Source organism: Planococcus donghaensis MPA1U2 (assembly GCF_000189395.1).
GTDB lineage: Bacteria > Bacillota > Bacilli > Bacillales_A > Planococcaceae > Planococcus > Planococcus donghaensis_B.
In genome coordinates this window covers 13,207-33,197 of record NZ_AEPB01000012.1, presented here as the reverse complement: position 1 = coordinate 33,197, position 19,991 = coordinate 13,207, and the positions used below count along the sequence as shown (strand labels likewise).

At 40.6% G+C, this 19,991-nt stretch carries 19 protein-coding genes, 1 pseudogene and 1 riboswitch; of the genes and pseudogenes, 3 read left to right on the top strand and 17 right to left on the bottom strand.

The annotated features are described in order from the left end of the window. Window positions 1-19 precede the first annotated feature (19 nt). The 8 genes and pseudogenes from GPDM_RS03505 to GPDM_RS03470 all read right to left on the bottom strand — a co-directional run bounded on the left by GPDM_RS03505 (window position 20) and on the right by GPDM_RS03470 (window position 5,926). Window positions 20-685: a haloacid dehalogenase type II gene (locus GPDM_RS03505; protein ID WP_008429003.1), complete on the bottom strand. Its 666-nt coding sequence runs from the start codon at window positions 683-685 to the stop codon at window positions 20-22. Between the two features lie 190 nt (window positions 686-875). Further along, a complete protein-coding gene (locus tag GPDM_RS03500; RefSeq protein ID WP_008429000.1) occupies window positions 876-2,315 on the bottom strand; it encodes a murein hydrolase activator EnvC family protein in 1,440 nt (479 codons plus the stop codon). 359 nt (window positions 2,316-2,674) lie between these two features. After that, on the bottom strand, window positions 2,675-2,977 hold the full coding sequence (locus GPDM_RS03495) for a hypothetical protein (protein ID WP_008428997.1): 303 nt from the start codon (window positions 2,975-2,977) through the stop codon (window positions 2,675-2,677). Between the two features lie 2 nt (window positions 2,978-2,979). After that, complete coding sequence (locus GPDM_RS03490; protein ID WP_008428995.1) at window positions 2,980-3,183, bottom strand: helix-turn-helix transcriptional regulator; 204 nt, start codon at window positions 3,181-3,183, stop codon at window positions 2,980-2,982. A gap of 142 nt (window positions 3,184-3,325) precedes the next feature. Next, window positions 3,326-3,796 carry a peptide-methionine (S)-S-oxide reductase gene (locus GPDM_RS03485; protein ID WP_008428993.1) on the bottom strand — a complete coding sequence of 157 codons (471 nt, stop codon included), beginning with the start codon at window positions 3,794-3,796 and terminating at the stop codon, window positions 3,326-3,328. A gap of 284 nt (window positions 3,797-4,080) precedes the next feature. Further along, window positions 4,081-4,505: pseudogene (locus tag GPDM_RS03480) on the bottom strand (disulfide oxidoreductase). Then, window positions 4,505-5,188 (bottom strand): DsbA family protein, encoded by a 684-nt coding sequence (locus GPDM_RS03475; protein ID WP_008428988.1) that lies wholly within the window; start codon window positions 5,186-5,188, stop codon window positions 4,505-4,507. The pseudogene GPDM_RS03480 and the gene GPDM_RS03475 overlap by 1 nt, the downstream one beginning before the upstream one ends. Window positions 5,189-5,314: 126 nt before the next feature. Continuing rightward, a complete protein-coding gene (locus GPDM_RS03470; RefSeq protein ID WP_008428985.1) occupies window positions 5,315-5,926 on the bottom strand; it encodes a CadD family cadmium resistance transporter in 612 nt (203 codons plus the stop codon). Between the two features lie 281 nt (window positions 5,927-6,207). On the opposite strand from GPDM_RS03470, the gene GPDM_RS03465 reads away from it, so the two are divergent. After that, entirely contained in the window at window positions 6,208-6,582 is a 375-nt protein-coding gene (locus GPDM_RS03465) for an ArsR/SmtB family transcription factor (RefSeq protein WP_008428983.1), read from the top strand. 174 nt (window positions 6,583-6,756) lie between these two features. Here GPDM_RS03465 and GPDM_RS03460 read toward each other — a convergent pair whose 3' ends face one another. The 6 genes from GPDM_RS03460 to GPDM_RS03435 all read right to left on the bottom strand — a co-directional run bounded on the left by GPDM_RS03460 (window position 6,757) and on the right by GPDM_RS03435 (window position 14,605). Further along, window positions 6,757-9,237 carry a heavy metal translocating P-type ATPase gene (locus GPDM_RS03460; RefSeq protein WP_008428981.1) on the bottom strand — a complete coding sequence of 827 codons (2,481 nt, stop codon included), beginning with the start codon at window positions 9,235-9,237 and terminating at the stop codon, window positions 6,757-6,759. Between the two features lie 366 nt (window positions 9,238-9,603). Beyond that, entirely contained in the window at window positions 9,604-10,095 is a 492-nt protein-coding gene (locus GPDM_RS03455) for a hypothetical protein (protein ID WP_008428980.1), read from the bottom strand. A 194-nt stretch (window positions 10,096-10,289) separates the two neighbouring features. Next, the gene (locus GPDM_RS03450) at window positions 10,290-10,757 is read right to left on the bottom strand and encodes a GNAT family N-acetyltransferase (protein WP_008428978.1); all 468 of its coding nucleotides are present in this window, start codon (window positions 10,755-10,757) and stop codon (window positions 10,290-10,292) included. 341 nt (window positions 10,758-11,098) lie between these two features. After that, entirely contained in the window at window positions 11,099-12,181 is a 1,083-nt protein-coding gene (locus GPDM_RS03445) for a M14 family zinc carboxypeptidase (protein WP_008428976.1), read from the bottom strand. Between the two features lie 574 nt (window positions 12,182-12,755). Next, window positions 12,756-13,763: an LLM class flavin-dependent oxidoreductase gene (locus GPDM_RS03440; RefSeq protein WP_008428974.1), complete on the bottom strand. Its 1,008-nt coding sequence runs from the start codon at window positions 13,761-13,763 to the stop codon at window positions 12,756-12,758. A gap of 35 nt (window positions 13,764-13,798) precedes the next feature. Then, complete coding sequence (locus GPDM_RS03435; RefSeq protein WP_008428973.1) at window positions 13,799-14,605, bottom strand: alpha/beta hydrolase; 807 nt, start codon at window positions 14,603-14,605, stop codon at window positions 13,799-13,801. A gap of 113 nt (window positions 14,606-14,718) precedes the next feature. On the opposite strand from GPDM_RS03435, the gene GPDM_RS03430 reads away from it, so the two are divergent. Continuing rightward, window positions 14,719-15,234, top strand: coding sequence for a gamma carbonic anhydrase (locus GPDM_RS03430; RefSeq protein WP_008428971.1), 516 nt, complete (start codon window positions 14,719-14,721; stop codon window positions 15,232-15,234). 57 nt (window positions 15,235-15,291) lie between these two features. Here GPDM_RS03430 and metK read toward each other — a convergent pair whose 3' ends face one another. After that, the gene (metK, locus tag GPDM_RS03425; protein ID WP_008428968.1) at window positions 15,292-16,488 is read right to left on the bottom strand and encodes a methionine adenosyltransferase; all 1,197 of its coding nucleotides are present in this window, start codon (window positions 16,486-16,488) and stop codon (window positions 15,292-15,294) included. A 202-nt stretch (window positions 16,489-16,690) separates the two neighbouring features. Then, window positions 16,691-16,803, bottom strand: a riboswitch (SAM riboswitch). 271 nt (window positions 16,804-17,074) lie between these two features. On the opposite strand from metK, the gene pckA reads away from it, so the two are divergent. Continuing rightward, the gene (gene pckA / locus GPDM_RS03420) at window positions 17,075-18,664 is read left to right on the top strand and encodes a phosphoenolpyruvate carboxykinase (ATP) (protein ID WP_008428967.1); all 1,590 of its coding nucleotides are present in this window, start codon (window positions 17,075-17,077) and stop codon (window positions 18,662-18,664) included. Window positions 18,665-18,707: 43 nt separating this feature from the next. Here pckA and GPDM_RS03415 read toward each other — a convergent pair whose 3' ends face one another. Both GPDM_RS03415 and ytkD read right to left on the bottom strand, forming a co-directional pair. Beyond that, complete coding sequence (locus tag GPDM_RS03415) at window positions 18,708-19,487, bottom strand: alpha/beta hydrolase family protein (protein ID WP_008428965.1); 780 nt, start codon at window positions 19,485-19,487, stop codon at window positions 18,708-18,710. After that, window positions 19,468-19,926, bottom strand: a complete 459-nt coding sequence (gene ytkD / locus GPDM_RS03410) for an RNA deprotection pyrophosphohydrolase (RefSeq protein WP_008428964.1) — start codon at window positions 19,924-19,926, stop codon at window positions 19,468-19,470. Before ytkD ends, GPDM_RS03415 begins: the two co-directional genes overlap by 20 nt. Window positions 19,927-19,991: the final 65 nt, after the last annotated feature.

Genomic DNA, 19,991 nt, shown 5'->3' with positions numbered 1-19,991 from the left:
AAACGCAATCAATTTAACTTTATTTCCACTTTAATAATCCATTTAAATCATCAAATATATAGTCCGGCTCTAGATCGAGTTCTTCAACTGGCATTCCTTTTCGGTTGATCCAAGCTGTTTGGAAGCCGAAACTTTTTGCACCTGAAACATCCCAGCCGTTAGACGACATGAAAAGAACTTCATGGCTTTCGATTCCAAGTTGTTTTAATGCATATTGATAAGATGCTGGTGTTGGTTTAAATTGCTTCACGTCGTCAATACTCAGCACTTGATCAAACAACTCTTCTAATCCAGCATTTTTAACTAATGGATCCAGCATATCGTGAGAGCCATTTGAAAAAACTACTAAGTTTTTATCCTTTAACTGCGTAAGAACTTCTTTCGATTCTGAGTAAAGCGGTAAATGCAGATAGGCATCCAATAACTTTTGCTCGTTTTCTTTACTTGTCTGCAAGTCATTTTCATTTAGTGCATATTTTAATGCATCATGTGTAATGGCATAAAGCGTGTCATAATTGCCCATCAGCTGGCGCAACATGAAATATTCCACTTGCTTGGATCTCCATGTCTGACTGATTTTCTCGCCATATCCGGGATATAATTCTTCGCATTCTTTTTTTATCGCCGTAACGTCGAACAAGGTTCCGTAAACATCGAACACAAAAGCTTTGATTGAATTCTCCACGCCACATCCTCCTTTTGTTGACTCTGCAAACAATTTATTAATTTGCTTTACAGCCTTTTACTTCTATACCCAAAGCCAGTCGGATTAATCGGAAATAAACAAATTCATCTAATAGAAATATAAAAAAACCCGAACCGGCGCACTTTTAAAGTGCTTCGGGTCGGGTTAAATCTTTCCTTTTGTAACTATTTTAGAAGAAATTCATTGGATTCACTGCATTTGAGCGAGCACCATTCCACGGACCAACATGGATTTCAAAATGAAGATGCGGCCCGGTAGATCGTCCTGTACTGCCAACGAGTCCAACGTTTTGACCTTGTGAAACGGCCTGTCCAGATGAAACATTGATAGCACTCATATGCGCATAAACAGTCGCATACGTTTGGCCATTAATGGAGTGCGTTAAAATTACTACGTTACCATAACCACCCATGTTACCGGCATAGGAAACATAACCAGTTGCCGCCGCAGAGATTGGTGTACCCGTTACATTGGCAATGTCTTGTCCCAGATGTGATTCGGCACCGTCACCAATATCACGTCCACCAAAACCTGAAGAATGTCGTCCAGAAGCAGGCCAAATAAACATCGCACTAGGTGCTGGTGGCGCAACTTCTACTTTTACGGGTGGAGTCACAGCAGGTGCTGGTGCTTTCGGCTTGCTTACTGATTCCGCTTTGGCACTACTTTTAGCTTGAGCCTGTGCTTCTGCCTCTGCTTGTGCACGAGCTTTTTCTTCTGCTGCGGCTTTAGCAGCTGCAGCCGCTTCTGCTTCTGCTTGTAGACGAGCCTCTTCTGCAGCTTTTTCAGCAGCAATTTTTCGCTGGCGTTCTTCTTCTTCTTTTCTAGCAATTTCTGCTAAACGTGCTTGTTCGTTCATGATTTGTTTTTCCAACTCTGCACTAACTTCAAGAGCTTCGGCATGTTCAAATTCTAACTCGTTTTTTTCAGCTGCCAGTCGTTTTTGTTCTTTTTCTAAGTTTTGAACAGCTTGAGCTTGTTCTGCTTTTTTACTGCTTAACGAAGCTTTTAACCCAACCAATTCTAAACGTCGGGATTCTTGTTCAGCTAACTTGGATTCTACTTGTTCTTTTTGTTCAGCTAGCAGTTTTTTATCTGCCGCTTGTTCCCGCATGATTTCTCTGTCTGCTTCGATTAACGTATTCACCGCAGAAAAACGATCAATAAAATCAATAAAACTGTTTGCGCCAAGTAAGACATCTATGTAATCTACAGAACCGCCACTTAACTGGATTGCACGAGCTCGCTCTTTTAATAACCCTTCACGTTCTTCTATTTTTTGTTCAAGTTCTTCAATTGACTTTTTCAGCTCATCAATTTCTACTTTAGTTTTATCGATTTTCGCTTGAACATCACTGATTTTTGTTTCTGTATCGGTTATTTGTGTGTTCAATTCTTCGATTTTCGCTGTTAATTGGTCTAACTTTGATACGTTTTGATTGATTTGTCCTGCTTTTTCACTAATATCAGAAGTTAATTCACTTTTTTGTTGCTCTGTTTCTTGTTGTTTCTGCTCTAATTCATTTAATGTATCTGCGTTAGCTGTCGGTATCAATATTGATAAAGCTAAAACAGAGGATAAACTAGTTACTAACCATTTTGATATCACGTGTTTTATCCCCTTTCAATAATTACGATTGTTTCATCTATGTGTAAGTTAAATGTTCAATTGACATAACATAAAAGCATCTATTTTAATGCAACATGCTCAGTATAACAGGTCGGAATCTTTATTCTGTTACAGCAGTATTTCAATTTATTCTAATTGCGAAATATTTTTGTAATATATTAGAAGTTAAAATCTTTGGAATGTTGAGATTTTAAACTGACAAGGATTGAAATTTAATTATAATAACTTAATTTGTTGCTGTATATTCATTTTTCACCTATAGAAACAACTAAACAAAAAAAGAGCTACTAGGGTGTAGCTCTTCTTTACATAGATTATTGGATTACTATTCAGTCCATTTAAAGTTTGAAATTATAATACACCGTAGAAATTGCCCAACCAGCTAAATGAATAATCAGCAGAGTGCCTACTACTTCAATAGCTGCTAACTCCATTCCAAAAATCACAAAGACGAACTGAATATACAAGGCTACCAATGTGATCTTCCAAGCATTTGCTAAAGCTTTCGTAGTGATACTTGCGTACCGCTCATCGAGTCCTCTGTTTTCTGCAGCTTTCTTCCGTCCCCACCACAGTCCGAACAGTCCTCCCGTTGCTCCGAGCAATAATCCCAATAGACCTAATAGTTGGTTTGTTTCCATGCTTATTCACTCCCTTTCTCAAATATGAACACATCTTCAATACGAAGTTGAAATAAAGTAGCGATTTTATACGCTAATTCCAATGACGGTTTATAGCGTCCATTCTCGATTGAAATGATTGTTTGCCTCGAAACACCTAATTTCTCAGATAGCTGCTCTTGCGTATACCCGAAAGATGTTCTTAGCTCTTTGATTCGATGCTCCATATTCTATCCCTCCGTGTAAAGCTTGCTTTACGTAAAGCATACTTTACTTCAAATAAAATGTAAAGCGTCCTTTACTTTCGTTTTTAGTCACAAAAATAGAAGCCCGCACTGGAGCTTCTCTTTCGGTAATAACATACATTACCTATTTATATTTACTTAACAATTCTTCTGGGATATGACAATAATCATCGGGACATCTCGTTAGTCGGTCTTGATGTTCTTCCGCACTTTTCACATAATTCAAAAGTGGCAGCACTTCAACAACGATACGTTCACTATCGCTTCTCTCACGAATAAATGTTTGTACCTCTTCTAAATGCTTTGGATTTTCACTATACATGCCTGTTCTGTATTTTTCCCCAACATCTTGCCCTTGTCGATTTAAACTATAAGGATCAATGATTTCAAATACATACGACATCAAGTCTCGAATCGTCAACATTTCTGGGTCAAACTCTGTTTTCACACATTCCGCGTAGCCATCATAGTCCCCATCAAGTGTATGACTCGTTCCATTTGCTCGTCCTGCTTCTGTCGCCTTTACCCCAGGCAAGGTTTTAATAAACGCTTGTACTCCCCATAAACATCCACCCGCAATATATATGACTTCCATACAAAGCCTCCCTTTTTATAAAATACATTTTAACAGACTAGGAACACTATAACATTATCATATAGCTCGCTAAATAATTGGTACTTCATTCCAATGACGGGTCGTATGTTAAACAGAAATATGTCTACAACTCAATTGGTACTTGCTACTAAATCACCTTAGATGGGAATCCAAGTCCGATATTATTTAGCTGGTTTCCTTCCCTTTTCTATCTGAATTAAAAACAAAAAATTCAATCCGTATTTTTATTGTTCACCAATTGAATTCAGCTTAACAATAACCAATCACTCATTTTTGTTTTTGATTATCAAAACGATCATTGTCGCTGAAATCAAGACAAAAGCAACAAGCGCTAAAAAAAGAATCGTTACAAACCCCACCCAGTTTATATACTCGGAACTGCAGGGAACGCCACTGACACAAGGTTTGATCCCTCCTGTTGCAGGTAGTGGAGAATAGAAATCGTTCCTCCTATCAGGGATAAGGGCAAGACATAGATCGCTGCCTTTACGTCATTTCGAAATGTCGCAATTCCCAAAACCAAGACCAGCGGATACATAAAAATCTGTTGGATCCAGCAAAGGTCACAAGGAATAAACCCTCTTATTTCGCTAAAATACAGACTGCCTAACGTGGCGATTAACGATACAAACCATGCGCCATACAACAAAAGCCCACTTTTATCGGCGTCGTTCTTCCTCTCTTCCATCAATTCTCACCTGCTAACTCTTTATCAATCAACGCCTTAATCGCGTCATAATCAAACGGGTCTTCCAATTGCGTGCCATTGACCACGATAGTTGGCGTTTGCGCCACTTCAGCTTCTTCCACCAATGCTTCATCGATTTCTACCTGATCCATTGTCGCTTGTTGTTCTATATCCCCCTCTAGCTTTCCTTGGTCAATAGATGGAAACACGGATGCCACTTCCAATATTTTTTTCGGAGTGACCCAAAGTGCATCGTGATTCTGCGTCGGCTGTTCGTCAAACAATGCTTTATGGAAATCCCAATAGGCGTCTGGACTTTGCTGATACACAGATTCTGCTGCTATTGAAGCCAAAACTGATTCCTCGCCATGGAAGAGGACATTGATATAAGAGAACTTCACATCCTCGGAATCGATATAGTCTTCAACTAATTGGGGGTAAATCATTTCTCCCCACGCCTTGCAGGATGGGCATTTAAAATCACCGAATTCAACGACTGTTACAGGAGCTTCCTCTTCTCCAAATATCGGTTGTCCGCTGACATCAACTTGCGTCGTTTCCACCGATTGGATTCTCTGTTGATTTGTCAAAATCACGATTGCGGCTATGATCAAAACTGCCAACGTTGTCAGGAGAACTGCTAATTTCATGCCGGATGACTTATTTTTCTTCTTTTGGTTCATGATTGTCCTCTTTTCTGTATATTTTTTAAACTCTCAATGGTTTGCCAGCGTTCCAATACCACTGACTCGAATCAGCCTGCCACTCGCCAGTTACACTGGTTAATGGCTGTCCGCTTTCCTGCTTGATTAGAAAAAGGAGATGATTTTCTGGATGGTATTGTTTTCGTAAATGATAAACGAACCTAAACCAATATAAATGATGGCCATAATCCATCTGCTGTATTTTTCAATGACTTCCCCAATACCAGGAATGTGCACAATTTTTTGTGCAGTGAACGCTATGAAATAAATTAGAACCAGAAACACGATTAACGTAATCATCAGTTCACCCATATCCAGTGTCAGAAAATAAGGAACGAACAAACCAATATTATCCGCACCGCAACTGCCTATGGTTACCAGTGCCACCGTTTTCACTAATTTGCTGAACCCGTGTTTATTTAGCCGACCTTCCACATATTCCTCATCATCATCACCGCTTATCGCCACCTTTCCCCCGAAGTAAATCGGAATTAGCCCCAGCAGTCCTAATATCCATTTCTCGGGCACAAAGTTTAGTACATAAGCCAAAAACAAACTGACGCCGATTAAGGTCAAGGATCCTATATATTGGCCGATATAGATATTTTTGACCTGCTTACTCGTTTCAGCTCTCGCAAAAAAGATGAGCAGAATGGCGATCAGGTCTACCGCCGTTGCCAAGTATAAAATAGTTGATGTAGCAATTACTTGAAACATCTCAGCACCTCTCACTAAATATATTTATCTACTATTAAATAAAAACAGCGTCTTCAGAAACCGTGTTCTAGTAGAATGGCTCGTTGAATCGTACTAAATCAAAATTTCCATTCGTTTGAAAAAAATGTATTTAAGAGTAAATTAGTTTTTCTTGTAGATCCTCTTTTTATTCTAACAGCCAAAAAACTCATTAAAATACTCATTTGACTATTGTAATTGACAACTTTTTGAATCCTCTCTACACTAGTCATAACCAACAATCCATAAAAGGGGGGAAAACCATGATGAACATTGAACCTGCCAAGAAAACCGATACTTGTCAAACATTTTGCTATGATGAGGAAGTGGTGGAAAGAGTCCAGCCACAGATCGACAAGGTTAACGGTGTAGAATTGGTTTTTAAAGCATTGTCCGATGCCACCCGCTTAAAGGTTGCGTATGCGCTAAGCCTGGAAGAAGAGCTTTGTGTATGCGATGTCGCCAATATTTTAAATACCACTACAGCTACGGCTTCTCATCATTTGCGTTATCTGCGAAATATGGGGTTGGTTAAATACGATAAAAGAGGCAAATTGGTCTTTTATTCGTTGCCGGATAATCACATCCGCAGTTTGATTCAACTAGCAGCTGAACATAATATGGAGACAGTAATCTAATTCATTGTCGTACACAAGCTCTCTCCTACAGCAAAAAAGCCTTTTCTCAACTCGAAAGGCTTTTTTTGCTGTTTGTCTTGCCAGTTGAAATTCCAGTATACAGCCAAGTTTGCGCTTGTTTGTGCCTGGCCGGTTTTCTTATGGGCAACAACTGTATATCGAACGGCTCAATCATTATTTTTGTCTAAGCAGCCTCATGCTATTGAGTATAACTAACAAGGCAGCTCCGGTATCGGCCAAGACAGCCATCCATAATGTTAAAAGCCCCGGGAAAATCAAGAGCAAGGCCGCGACTTTCGTCAGAAGAGAAAACCAGACATTTTGTTTGATGATGGTCAACGCTTTTCTGCTTAACTTAATGGTATGCGGAAGCTTTTCCAAATTGTCGGCCATCAAGACAATATCAGCCGTCTCCATGGCGGTGTCCGTTCCGGCACCACCCATAGCAATTCCGAGGTCTGCTGTGGCCAGTGCCGGTGCGTCATTGATCCCGTCGCCAATCATTGCGACCTTTCTGCCTTCTTGCTGCAGCTTTTTCACGGCCGTCACTTTGTCTTCAGGCAATAATTCAGCAAAATAGCGGTCCACACCGGTTTGATCTCCGATTTTCTTCGCAGTCCCCACATTGTCACCCGTCAGCATGACCATTTCTTCCATGCCCACATCTTTCAGTTTCTGAATGGCTGTAACCGTAATGTCTCGGATCGGATCCGCTACGCCAATCATCCCTAAAATTTCGGTTCGCGTCCCGATTACAATGATGGTATGTCCTTCGTTTTGTAAAGTCTGAATACGCCCTTCTACAGAAGACAGGGAAACGTTCATTTCCTTGTATAGCTTCGGGTTGCCGGCGAAATATTCAACTCCGTCAATGGTGGCCTGTGCACCTTTCCCGGGGATGGCTTTGAATGCCTCACCGGGTTTTACAGAAATATTTTGTTCAATAGCATACGAAATAATGGCTTTAGCAATCGGATGAACAGAATGTTCTTCAATGGTGCGCGCAATGCTGATCAGTTCGGCCTCGTTGCCTGCCACTGCTGTGATATCCGATACTTTCGGCTTTCCTTCAGTCAATGTGCCGGTCTTGTCAAAAGCGATTGCGTTTATGGCACCTGCTTTCTCCAGGAAAGTTCCTCCCTTAATCAAGACGCCATTTTTAGCGGCATTTCCGATGGCTGACACAATAGCCACAGGAGTCGAAATGACCAATGCGCAAGGACAAGCTACCACCAATAAAGTGAGTCCTTTATAAAGCCATTCTTCCCAAGTGCCGAAACCCGCAAGAGGAGGCGCCACCATGACGAGCAATGCGAGTGCAAAAACGATTGGCGTATAAACCCGCGCAAAACGATCGACAAAGGTTTGTGTAGGTGCTTTCTGTTCTTGCGCTTCTTCCACGAGGTGAATGATTTTGGCAATCGTGGTATCTTCCACCAGTTTGGTTACCCGAACTTCTAAAGAACCACTCTCATTGATCGTTCCGGCATAGACCGGGTCGCTTTGTTCTTTATCGACCGGCATCGATTCACCGGTGATCGGTGCTTGATTGACACTGGATGTGCCAGAAATGATTTCTCCATCCAGCGGAATCTTCTCACCCGGCTTGATCACGATGACATCACCCACCACTACTGCTTCCACCGGTTTTAGAGTCAGTTGATTGCCCATTTTTACGAGTGCTTCAGAAGGCGCCAGGTTGATTAAACCCCGAATCGATTCTCTTGTACGTTCAATCGAACGGTTTTGCAAAGCATTCCCTAAAGCAAATAGCCAAACAACTGTTGCGCCTTCGAACCACTCTCCGATTAGTGCTGCCCCAATCGCTGCCGAAACCATTAACACATTCATATCCAGCGATTTGCTTTTCACGGCATAGAAAGCACTTCTCGCAGGCTTATAGCCTCCGACTACAATGGTCAAAGCATATAGAACCGTAACCATCGTTCCAGGCAGTCCAGCAAAAGAGCCAAAGAAACCAATAGCTAAAAGGACACCTGAAAGGCTTGCGGCGGTAATTCTTTTCTTGTTTTTTTCTTCGATCTTTCTTTCTTTGGAAATCAGCGAGGCCTTGAAACCGGCTCGCTCTACTTCCTGAATAATTTCTTTATCCTGCGCTGTGTGGAGTATCTGCATTTTACCGGTAGAAAAATTCACCTTCACATTTTGGACTGCCGAGTTTTTGGAGAGGTGCTTTTCAATCGTCGCTGCACAAGCGCCGCAGTCCATCCCCTCCACCCGGTAAACCTGGCCATCTGTTTTCTTTTCCACGGCATCTGTTTCAAAACCCAGTTTCTTCACTTGAATCGGAATCTGATCAGCCACTGAGGAATCACTGACACCAATAGTCATTTTTCCAGCACTATAATTAACTTTGACGGTTTCAATTCCTTTTATAGCATTGAGGCTTTTCTCGATGGTTGCTGCACAGGACGGGCAATCCATTCCCTGAACCTGATAAGTGAGGGAATCGATTGTTTGTCCAACCGGCTTTTGTTCTTCGACACTAGCCGCTCCGTTACCGAGAGTGCTCTGGTCCGTTCCGCAGCATGAAGAGGTTTTCTCTGAAGTCTCCTCCAACTGTTCTGTGCTCGAGCAAGAAGGACCTGAGCAGCAGTCTGTTTTTGCTTCTGTGTCTTTTTCTGAAACTTTCATATTATCGCTCCTATCTAGCGCTTTTCATTGGAAGAAAAACTTGATCCTCATAAGAAATGATAAGATCAATACTTTTCAGCAGTCCTACTTCATAAGATTTTTGTGACAAAAATTACTTTTCTACTTCTTATTTTACTCTTCAACTAACATTCTTATATTCGTTTGAATATGTAAATATAGATTAAATGACGCTTGAAAATTTGTCAACAAGCTTTAGTGAAGTGAAAATGCTATAGAATAAGAAGATTGCTTAATTGAATAAGTGTTTGTAAAAATGCACTTAAATAAAAAAAGAAAGAAGCTGAGTTTTTCGCTTCTTCCTTCCGATAATTGGTCATATGTTAACTTCATAATTAATCCGGAACATCAATACACTTGCACAACCACTTCATATCCCTCGAGCCAATAGTCTGTCTCTACCTCTTTAATATCGAAGCTCAAGGAAATCGAATTTTTGAAGAACTCCAGATAATCTCCGGAGATGATGACAGTAATTTGACCTTCTTTCTGTGCATGCGCTTTGATGAAAAAAGGCTCGGTTTTTGATATATCAAAAAGGGCCTCATCAATTTTCAAAGTTGCAACCTCAATACGAATATCCTTTTCTGTCTTGTTTTCCATTTGAATTTCAAGCGTGAATGCCTTGGTGACTCCATTTATAGAAATAGAGACTATAAGAAAACGATATTTCTCTGTATTCAACAAGGGTATTTCTAGATGATGATCTTCTTCAGTTCCACCGAAAGCTGCCCACTCCTCTGGTGACCATTCATCCATTTTACTGGTATCAAATTTCCTTCTGCCTTTTGTTAAATCTATCGAGATGAACTTTCGCTTCTTCGCATGAGAACGTTCCATACCTCCCTCCTCCTCTCTGAATACAAATCTCAGAACCTCTTAACATCTTTTCTATTAAACTCGTCATAAGAGTTGATTTAACTTCTGATAACTTATGATATGTAAACTAAATTTTTATAAGATTTCACTTAATTTTTGTTAGCTCTTATTGATCGTTACATATAAAGCAATCGGTAACTTCATAAATTTTTATTTTAAATTCTTTTCCCCATTGCCGTTGACTGCACTTGATAACCAAGTTTTTTATAAAGCTTATAAGCATTAGGATTAGTGCCAAACACATTCAATCCCATAGAAATAACCCCAACACTTTTCATGCTTTCTTCTAATTCCTGCAAAACGAAGGTAGCAAATCCCTTCTTCCTAAACTCTTCTTTGATGAAGATATGATAGATATAAGCTTTATTGCTATCAGATTGGATATTGTACCAGATTACTCCGACCGTTTTATCTTCGTCAGTTGAATAAATATTATAAACTAGTTGTTCTGCCGAATTTTGTTTATTTGGAAGCAATTGGTCCATTAACTCTTTTGATTCATTCATTGCTTTTTCTAAAGGAATCATATAATTTTCCGATAAATCTTTAGCGTAATCAGGTATTAAATATGCCATATATTTATCGAATTCTTCTTCTGTCATCTGTTGTAGTTTAGTTTTCATGATGTATACTCCTTTAATTCTGTAAAATTTAAGAATATTCTTTTTCTAATCTTATAAATTCAGTATACCATTATTTTCCTCTTATGTGATTTACTATTTCTTTGGTTTCTTCTTTACAACGAACCGTAAATAAACCGTTCGTAAAAGTACACTTTTACGAACGCTCTAAAATCTGACCAGAACTACAAAAAAGGACGTTCGTAAACGTGTCTACACGTTTTACGAACGTCCACATTTTTCATATACATTTACGAACGCTTTTTTGGTCCCATTCCTATTAACATCTAAATTCTTTTAACATTAAAGTTAATATAGCAATTCTTTCATTAAATATTCGAATCTCACTCAGATGTACGATTTTCTTGGTAAGAAAGTGTATCCCAGAACGAGATATCTGCATCTGCAATAGAATCATCCGCAATTGCACGAACTGTGGCATCGAGTGTCGTGATGGTTTGTTGGATTAGATAGCCATTGCTCTTTTGTCCCAAAACATACGACTCGTAAGAATGATCCGACATGCCGCGCATCTCGAATAACAGGGTAGAAATTCCATATTCTACTGCAATGCCATTTCGACTAATTGTTTCTGCATTTCCGCCTCTGTACTTGCCTAAATGGCCCCATCCTTTTGAATCGATGGCATCGAAAACTACAGCTCCTAGCTGCTTGGATTTAAGAAGTACATCTGGGTCAACGTTTGGTGTTGTCGGGTACAAAATAGAACCGGATACCAGCTCTCCATCTCGCTCACTTTGAGTACCTTGATGATGCAAATCAATCATGTAATCAATATCATATTTTCTCATCACATTTTCGTGGAAGGCTTTGGTTTCAGGTTGAATTTTAGTAATGTGATCACGGTTTAAATCGATGCCGTCCGCGTTATAGCGTGTGAGATTCCGATCTCCTTTCGCTATGTAATCATCTAATGAAAAATTCACATCTCCCATTGCGCCATCTGGATTGAGCATTGGAACGATTAAAATATTGACGCCATCTGTTACCCCTTTCATCTTGCCTGTTCCAAGGTGTTTGATAAATTCAAGTGCGCCTTCTGTTGTCAATTGTTCGTTGCCATGTTGTTGAGTCAGAAAAAGAATTGTCGGATTTTCAGGATTTGTCACATACTTTACTAAGTACAAATCACGCCCTTTAATACTTTGTCCAATTACTTCAAGTTCCATATTTTTTTGTTTGGCTTCTTGTGTTTGTAAAAAATCTGCCATTTCATCATATGTTGTCAGTATTGAGGTGTTGATGGTTTCGTTGCCACCATAAGCTGGTCCATTCCCTACAGCACCGACAGCTGGAGACATAAATGGTGATGCGCTCAACACCATCGCCCCTGCAATTGTTAAAGTCATCATTTTTTTGCGAATCATCGTCTTGTTAGCTGTTTTCGTCACATTCATTTTCTTCATCCATTTTCCACCCCTATATTTTTTTTAGAAACGGTCTTGAGAAAAATATTCCAGCTCCTTCTACAGCCTCCATTCAAAAGTATTTCGTTACCCTAAGTTCTTTTCTTCTCTTTTATTTGAAATCCTTTAAATAATTGTAAAATGAATAAAAGGATTCAGTACATTTTAAATTAGCAGTCTTTTAGTCGTGTTAAATCTTACATCTTTTATCTTCACATCAAAAAACCACTCCCCATATAGGAAGTGGTTTTTTGATGTGGAGAAAAGAAATAGTAGAAAGAATTTGTTCCAACACCTTTTATTAATAACGTTCTTTGTAGGAAAATTTCAATCGTTTTCGCTTTTTTCTTATTAGGGTAGACTTTAGCGGTGGCGCGTCTACGGGGTAGACGAAGCAAGAAGACAGGTGGTTTTCCTGGCTTCTTGCGGGAGTCATCCCCAAAGCGACCAGCGCGGTTTGTAAGCATTTGAAAACGATACAAGTGTACTTTCAGTCTCAATCCACTTCCTATATAGGAAGTGGGTTGCCTTTTAACTGTACTTATTATTTATCTAGAAACAAAGCACCTTCAGTTTATATACGTCTCTTCATTTCTTCCGCAATCAATTCATAGCTTTTGAGTTTGTCTTTAAAATCGTAAGCTGCAGAAACTAGCATAACTTCATCTGCTTCGTATTCAGAAGCTAATTTTTCTAGTTGGTTTGCAACGTGCTCTGGTATGCCCACTACCATACGGCGACGATTCTCAGCGACAAGTAATTTTTCGAATTTAGAGTATGGATAAGCAACTGCTTTTTCGGGTGGTGGCGTGCCTTGTGAAGGCATGCCCTGTGCGCCCATTGACAGTGATAAATCCAAAGAAGACGCTACCCATTCTGCTTTTTCTTGCGTTTCTTGGCAAACAGCAAAAATCGCAAATCCGACATAAGGTTTACTGCCTTCATATGGTTTAAAATGCTGTCGGTATTCTTTCGTAAAGGATTGTCCGCCTTCTCCATTGATAAAATGGGCAAATAAATAAGGAAGTCCTTTTTCTGCGGCGAGCAGTGCTGAGCTTCTACTTGATCCTAATATCCAAATAGGCGGATTATTAAGTGACACTGGTGTCGCCTTCATGCCGTAATAAGGATGATCTTCAGGAATAGTATCGGTTAAGTACATCCGGAGCTCGTCTAGTTGTTTAGGGAATAGGCTCGTGTCACGTTTCTTTCCTTCATTTAAGGCATAAGAAGCACGCGGCATGCCGCCAGGAGCGCGACCCATTCCTGCATCAATTCTTCCAGGGTACAAAGCTTCAAGCAATTTGAAGTTTTCCGCAACTTTAAATGCCGCGTAATGAGGCAACATCACGCCACCTGAACCGAGCCGAATGGTAGAGGTGACGGCTCCTAAATGCGCAAGTAACAGTTCAGGAGAAGAGCCAGCCAAAGTAGGCGCATCGTGATGCTCTGACACCCAGAAGCGCGTATAGCCCCATTTCTCGGCGTATTTTGCAAGTATAGCCGTATGTTTTAATGCTTCCTGTGGCGAACTGCCTTCTGAAATTGGCGATTGGTCTAATACGCTATACGTTAACGCCATAAGATCTCTCTCCTTTTCTTTCTAAACACGTCATTTTATTCTTCGATCAAGTAACCAACCGAACGCAATACCGTATGGATAAAGCCTTGTGCGGCTAGAAAAACTTCTTCTTTTTCAGGTTCTTGAAAAATATCATGGTAGCAATATTTCCATTCTTTATAAGTAAACTCAGTTAACTGTTGTTTTAGTAACCATTGACGAGCCGCTTCTTTTTCGGTGATTACATCTCGCTCCGCTGTATACAAACACGTTGGAATTTGTGGATATACTTCAATAGCCGCAGCGGTTTCTTTCATATAACTTTGTAATTCTTTATACCAGCCCGCCGTAATAACCGTATGATACAAATTGCTTTCGGTTTCTTGACTAAAAGAAAACTGATCTCGCGTTAAATGACGCAATTCGATGCCGTGATCCATTTTTCGGCGCCCCGTTAATTGAGCAACACCTGGAAAAGTGTTTGGTGCTTTTGGTGGCAGTTTTTTTAACTGTAGCCAAGGAGACGTGAAAATGGCTCCCGCTACATTATATTTACGGTGCCCCAACACATTCATCGCTACCGTAGCACCTAGTCCATGGGCAATGACAAATACCGGTAAATCATTATCTGACGCCAGTTTCAGCATTTCAATCACTGCTTGTTCATATTCATCAAACGATTCGCGGTGAACCTTGTCAGCTCCGGCATTTTTGCCGTGACCAGGTAAATCTCCTGTGTACACATGAAAGCCGACCGACCGCCATTTTTCAATTTGCCACGCATACCGCATATGCTGTTCATATGCACTATGGATTAACACTACTACTGCTTTAGCTGTGCCTTCAGCTTGCCATTTCCACATAATCAAACTTCCTTTCCTTGCCGATCAGCTCTTAACGCTATATTGTCATTTGACGTTTCGTTTTGTTTTGATACGATTATAGAATATCTTATCTTGTTTAAAGGAGCTTTGCCATGATTTATCCATTTAAAGACAAATTTCCACAAATCGACACATCCGCTTTTATTGCAGACTATACGACAATCACTGGCGATGTGACGATTGGTGCTGACTCATCCGTTTGGTTTAATACGGTCATTCGCGGTGACGTTTCTCCCACCATCATCGGCAATAAAGTTAACATCCAAGACTTGTGCATGCTTCATCAAAGCCCAGGCAAAACTTTGCTTCTTGAAGATGAAGTAACAATAGGGCATCAAGTAACGCTTCATAGCTGCACGGTTCGTAAAGGTGCGTTAGTTGGCATGGGTTCTCTTATTCTTGACGGAGCTGAAATTGGAGAAGGCGCATTTGTTGGTGCGGGTAGTCTCGTGCCGCCAGGAAAAGTGATTCCTCCTGGTATGTTAGCGTTTGGGCGTCCTGCAACAGTTGTCCGTGAACTTCGCGAAGACGACAAAGAAGACATGAAACGCATTGTCCGTGAATATGCAGAAAAAGCTGCTTATTATAAATCACTTCAAAAAGAGTAACAAACAAAAAAGGACGACCGGGCATCACTGCCTAGTCGTCCTTTTCGTATTGTTAACTTAAACGCCAGCTTGTTCTTTTAAGATTGCTGCTTTATCTGTACGTTCCCACGGCAAATCAACATCCGTACGGCCAAAATGTCCGTAAGCTGCAGTTTGCTTGTAAATTGGGCGGCGTAGATCCAACATTTTAATGATGCCAGCAGGACGCAAGTCAAAGTTTGCGCGTACCAAATCATCTAATGTGTCTTCATCAACGATGCCAGTTCCAAACGTATCAAATGCGATAGATACAGGATGGGCTACACCAATTGCATAAGCTAATTGAACTTCACATTTATCTGCAAGACCAGCTGCTACGATGTTTTTCGCTACATAACGTGCCGCATAAGCCGCTGAACGGTCAACTTTTGTTGCGTCTTTTCCTGAGAATGCGCCGCCACCATGACGAGCATAACCACCGTAAGTATCAACGATGATTTTACGTCCAGTTAAACCTGCATCTCCTTGAGGTCCGCCGATAACAAAACGACCAGTTGGGTTGATAAAGTATTTTGTCTCTTCGTCAATCCATTTAGCTGGTACAACTTCGTTAATTACGTACTCTTTAATGTTGCGTTGAATTTGCTCTAATGTTACTTCTGGGTGATGTTGAGTTGAGATAACAATTGTATCTACACGAAGCGGTTTGTTGTTTTCATCGTATTCAACTGTTACTTGTGTTTTGCCATCTGGACGCAAGTATGGAAGAATTTCTTCTTTGCGAACTTCCGCTAAACGACGTGCCAATTTATGTGCCAATGAAATCGGCAATGGCATTAATTCTTCTGTTTCGTTGTTTGCATATCCGAACATCAACCCTTGGTCGCCTGCTCCGATATCATCTAATTCTTTATCTGTCATTTGGCCCTCACGTGATTCAAGCGCTACGTTAACTCCTGCAGCGATATCTGCTGATTGCTCATCAATTGCTGTAAGAACAGCACTTGTTTCTGAGTCAAAACCATATTTAGCACGTGTGTACCCGATTTCTTTTACTGTTTGTCTAACAACTTTTGGAATATCCACATAAGTAGATGTCGTGATTTCTCCCGCAACTAGTACAAGTCCTGTTGTGACAGTTGTTTCACACGCCACGCGTGCATTTGGATCTTCAGTTAAAATTGCATCTAAAATAGCGTCTGAGATTTGGTCACAGATCTTATCCGGATGTCCTTCTGTTACTGATTCTGATGTAAATAATCTACGGTTTTTCAAAAAATGTTCCTCCTTATATCCTGCGAGATTGCTCTCGAAATTGATACGGTACTCGTTTCCCATGTCAAGTCCGTTCCAGAAAATCTGGATTGAACTTCAAGCCGTTTGTGGCCTTTGCACACGAGGATTAAGGGCATTTCATAAAAAAATCCCTTCACTCATTCTGCATGAGGAAAGGAAAAATCATCATAAGCACCTTTCACTCTTATCATCCAAGGCCTGTTCGCCTTGTGTCAGGTTGGGCACCATCACTACACATGTAGCAGGTTGCCGGGTTTCATAGGGCCTGCCCCCTCCACCAGCTCGGAATAAGAGTATCCGTTCAATTTTTCATCATACGGAAGTAGCACTGCGATGTCAACATTTTATGTAAATTAAATTGACAGACTTTGTGTTTAACGTTTGAAAACCACCATAAATTCGAAATGCTCAACTATTCTTACTATATATAGTGTTAATGTCATCCAATTTTTTTAATTTCTGCAGTGGATTAGTGTAGACTAATAAACCTAATGTGTTATACTAATGAACGAATATACATCCTCCCCATTGCTATGGGAATAACAGAAAAGGAAGGTACATATATATGACTTCAGTGAACTTTGCAAACGACTTGAAGGAACTTTTAACTGGCCAAAATGTGCATGTTCAATTATCAGTGCCACAACTAGTGGAAGCAGCAACATCCCGCAAGGAAGCGGTATTAACTCGGGAAGGCGCTGTAAAAGCGGAAACAGGAAAATATACTGGCCGCTCACCGAAAGACAAATACATGGTGGAAGAAGAAAGCTCTAAAAACAAAGTCGACTGGGGCAATGTGAACCGTCCAATCTCAAGCGAAGTGTTTGAAAAGCTCTACGCTAAAGTGATTAAGCACTTAAAAGACAAAGATGCGCTTTACGTTTTCAAAGGATTTGCTGGTGCTGACCACGAATCACGTGTACCTATCCAAACAATCAATGAATACGCATGGCACAATCTATTTGCTCACCAATTGTTCATCCGTCCATCGGCTGAAGAATTACAAACACATGAAGCTGAATTCACTGTTGTGTATGCTCCAACTTTCCAGGCAGACCCTGAAGTTGACGGTACAGCTTCTGAAACTTTCATCATCGTATCAATGGAGCAAAGAATCATTTTGATCGGCGGAACTGAATACGCTGGCGAAATGAAAAAATCGATTTTCTCTATTATGAACTACTTACTTCCTGAAAAAGGCATTTTACCTATGCACTGTTCAGCAAATGTTGGGCCAGAAGGCGATGTCACATTGTTCTTCGGTTTATCTGGTACGGGTAAAACGACTTTATCAGCTGATGGCAATCGTAAGCTAATCGGTGACGATGAGCACGGTTGGTCAGATAACGGTGTCTTTAACATTGAAGGCGGCTGCTACGCTAAAACAATCAATTTGTCTCGTGAAAACGAACCACAAATTTACGATGCAATTCGTTTTGGTTCAGTTCTTGAAAACGTTGTAGTTGATCCTGAAACACGCATTCCAAACTATGACGATGGTTCATTAACTGAAAACACGCGTGCTGCATACCCAATGCAAGCTATCGACAATATTGTAGACCCTTCAGTTGCAGGACATCCTAAAACGATTGTCTTCTTGACTGCTGACGCATTTGGCGTATTGCCTCCAATCAGTAAATTAACAAAAGAACAAGCTATGTACCACTTCTTAAGTGGATACACGTCTAAACTAGCAGGCACAGAACGCGGAATTACTTCACCTGAAGCAACGTTCTCAACTTGCTTTGGTTCACCTTTCTTGCCGTTACACGCAACAGTATACGCTGAAATGCTAGGCAAGAAAATCGACGAGCACGGTGCTCAAGTTTTCCTTGTGAACACGGGTTGGACTGGTGGCGTTTACGGAGTTGGTAGTCGTATGAAACTTTCTTACACGCGTACAATGGTTCGTGCTGCCATCAAAGGCGAATTAAACAATGTACCAACTGAAAAAGAAGCGATCTTCGGTTTTGAAATTCCAACAGAAATACCTGGAGTTCCCACAGAAGTATTAAACCCACGCCATGCATGGGATGATAAAGAAGCATATGACAAAAAAGCGAATGAATTAGCACAAGAATTCCAAGAAAACTTTAAAAAGTTCGGCACTGTCGCACCTGAAATCAGCGTGCAAGGCGGACCAACTCAAAAATAATTTCACAAAAGCCCGTTCGGAATAAAATCCGAACGGGCTTTTTTTACTTTTCTTTTTCTCTCATCCAGTGACACACTGCTTTTACAGTTTGTCGATTTGCTGCGGGTGGAAAGAAATGCGTGTACTCAGGAAAGTACCACGTTTCATATGGTTGATCGTTTAATTTTAACGCTTCTTCTAACAAATACGCTTGTCCAGGTGAGACGTTGTCATCTTGTAAGCCATGAATGATTAAAACGGGCGCAGCAGTTTCTTCAATACGCAATAACGGATTGCGTTCTTCAAAATGAGTCAAAGCGGTATTTGGGGTTCCCCCGTAAAGTCGCTTCATCATACGGCGCATATCAGGGCGTTCTTTATACGTTAATACTGTATCCGTAACACCTGCCCACGTGACGACCGATGTAATATCTTGACGTAAAATTGCTGTCCATAATGCCATAATGCCGCCACGTGAAAACGCCAATAAATGAACATTTCCATTGCTGAATTGTTTCAACACATCCACCGCATGCACGGCATCCCAACGGTCTTCCCCTGCAAATTCATCGCGCCCTTCACCGCCTCGATTGCCTCGATAATAAGGAGCAAACACAATAAAACCTTGCGCGGCAAACTGAGCAATTCGTGCAGGACGTACCATCCCGATTGACTGAATGCCTCCTCTTAAATACAAGATTCCACTATAGTTCCCTCTTTTTTTCGGTTCAGCTAGCATTCCTTTTACTCGCAATCCTTCTGACCAATACACGATTTCTGTCAATTGAACATGAGGATTTGGAGAAGGATATCGTTTTTTTGTTTCAATCGTTCCATTGTCCAAGTTGTTTCACCTTCTCGATTATGGTTGCCATTCCGTTATCTTTCATTAAAAAACTAAATTCATCCGTGAGTTTTAAGTCTTTCAGCAAGATGATGCCTGTTGTCTCGAGAAGTGGAATGGTGTCTATTTGGTCGACCTTTCCGATAAAAACCGTTTTACAAAAAGGCTGTTCAGTAAAAACAACATATTCTGCAAACCATTCCAACCCTTTAACGCGAGCTCCCGTTTCTTCATAAACTTCCCTCTTCGCAGCCTCTTGTAAACTTTCGCCTGACTCTACTTTACCGCCTGGAAACTCTAGACCCCGTTTATTGTGTCGCGTCAGAACCCAGTCTCCTTTATAACAACAGATCACTAACACATGTTTGCTTTCAATCGAAAATCGATTTTTTTCAAATGATAATTCGCACGAATAGCCGTTCAGATCTTGATACTGCATTTCTTCACCCCGTTGCCATAAGAAAAACGTACACTAAAACTCAGTGTACGTTTGTATAATCTTAT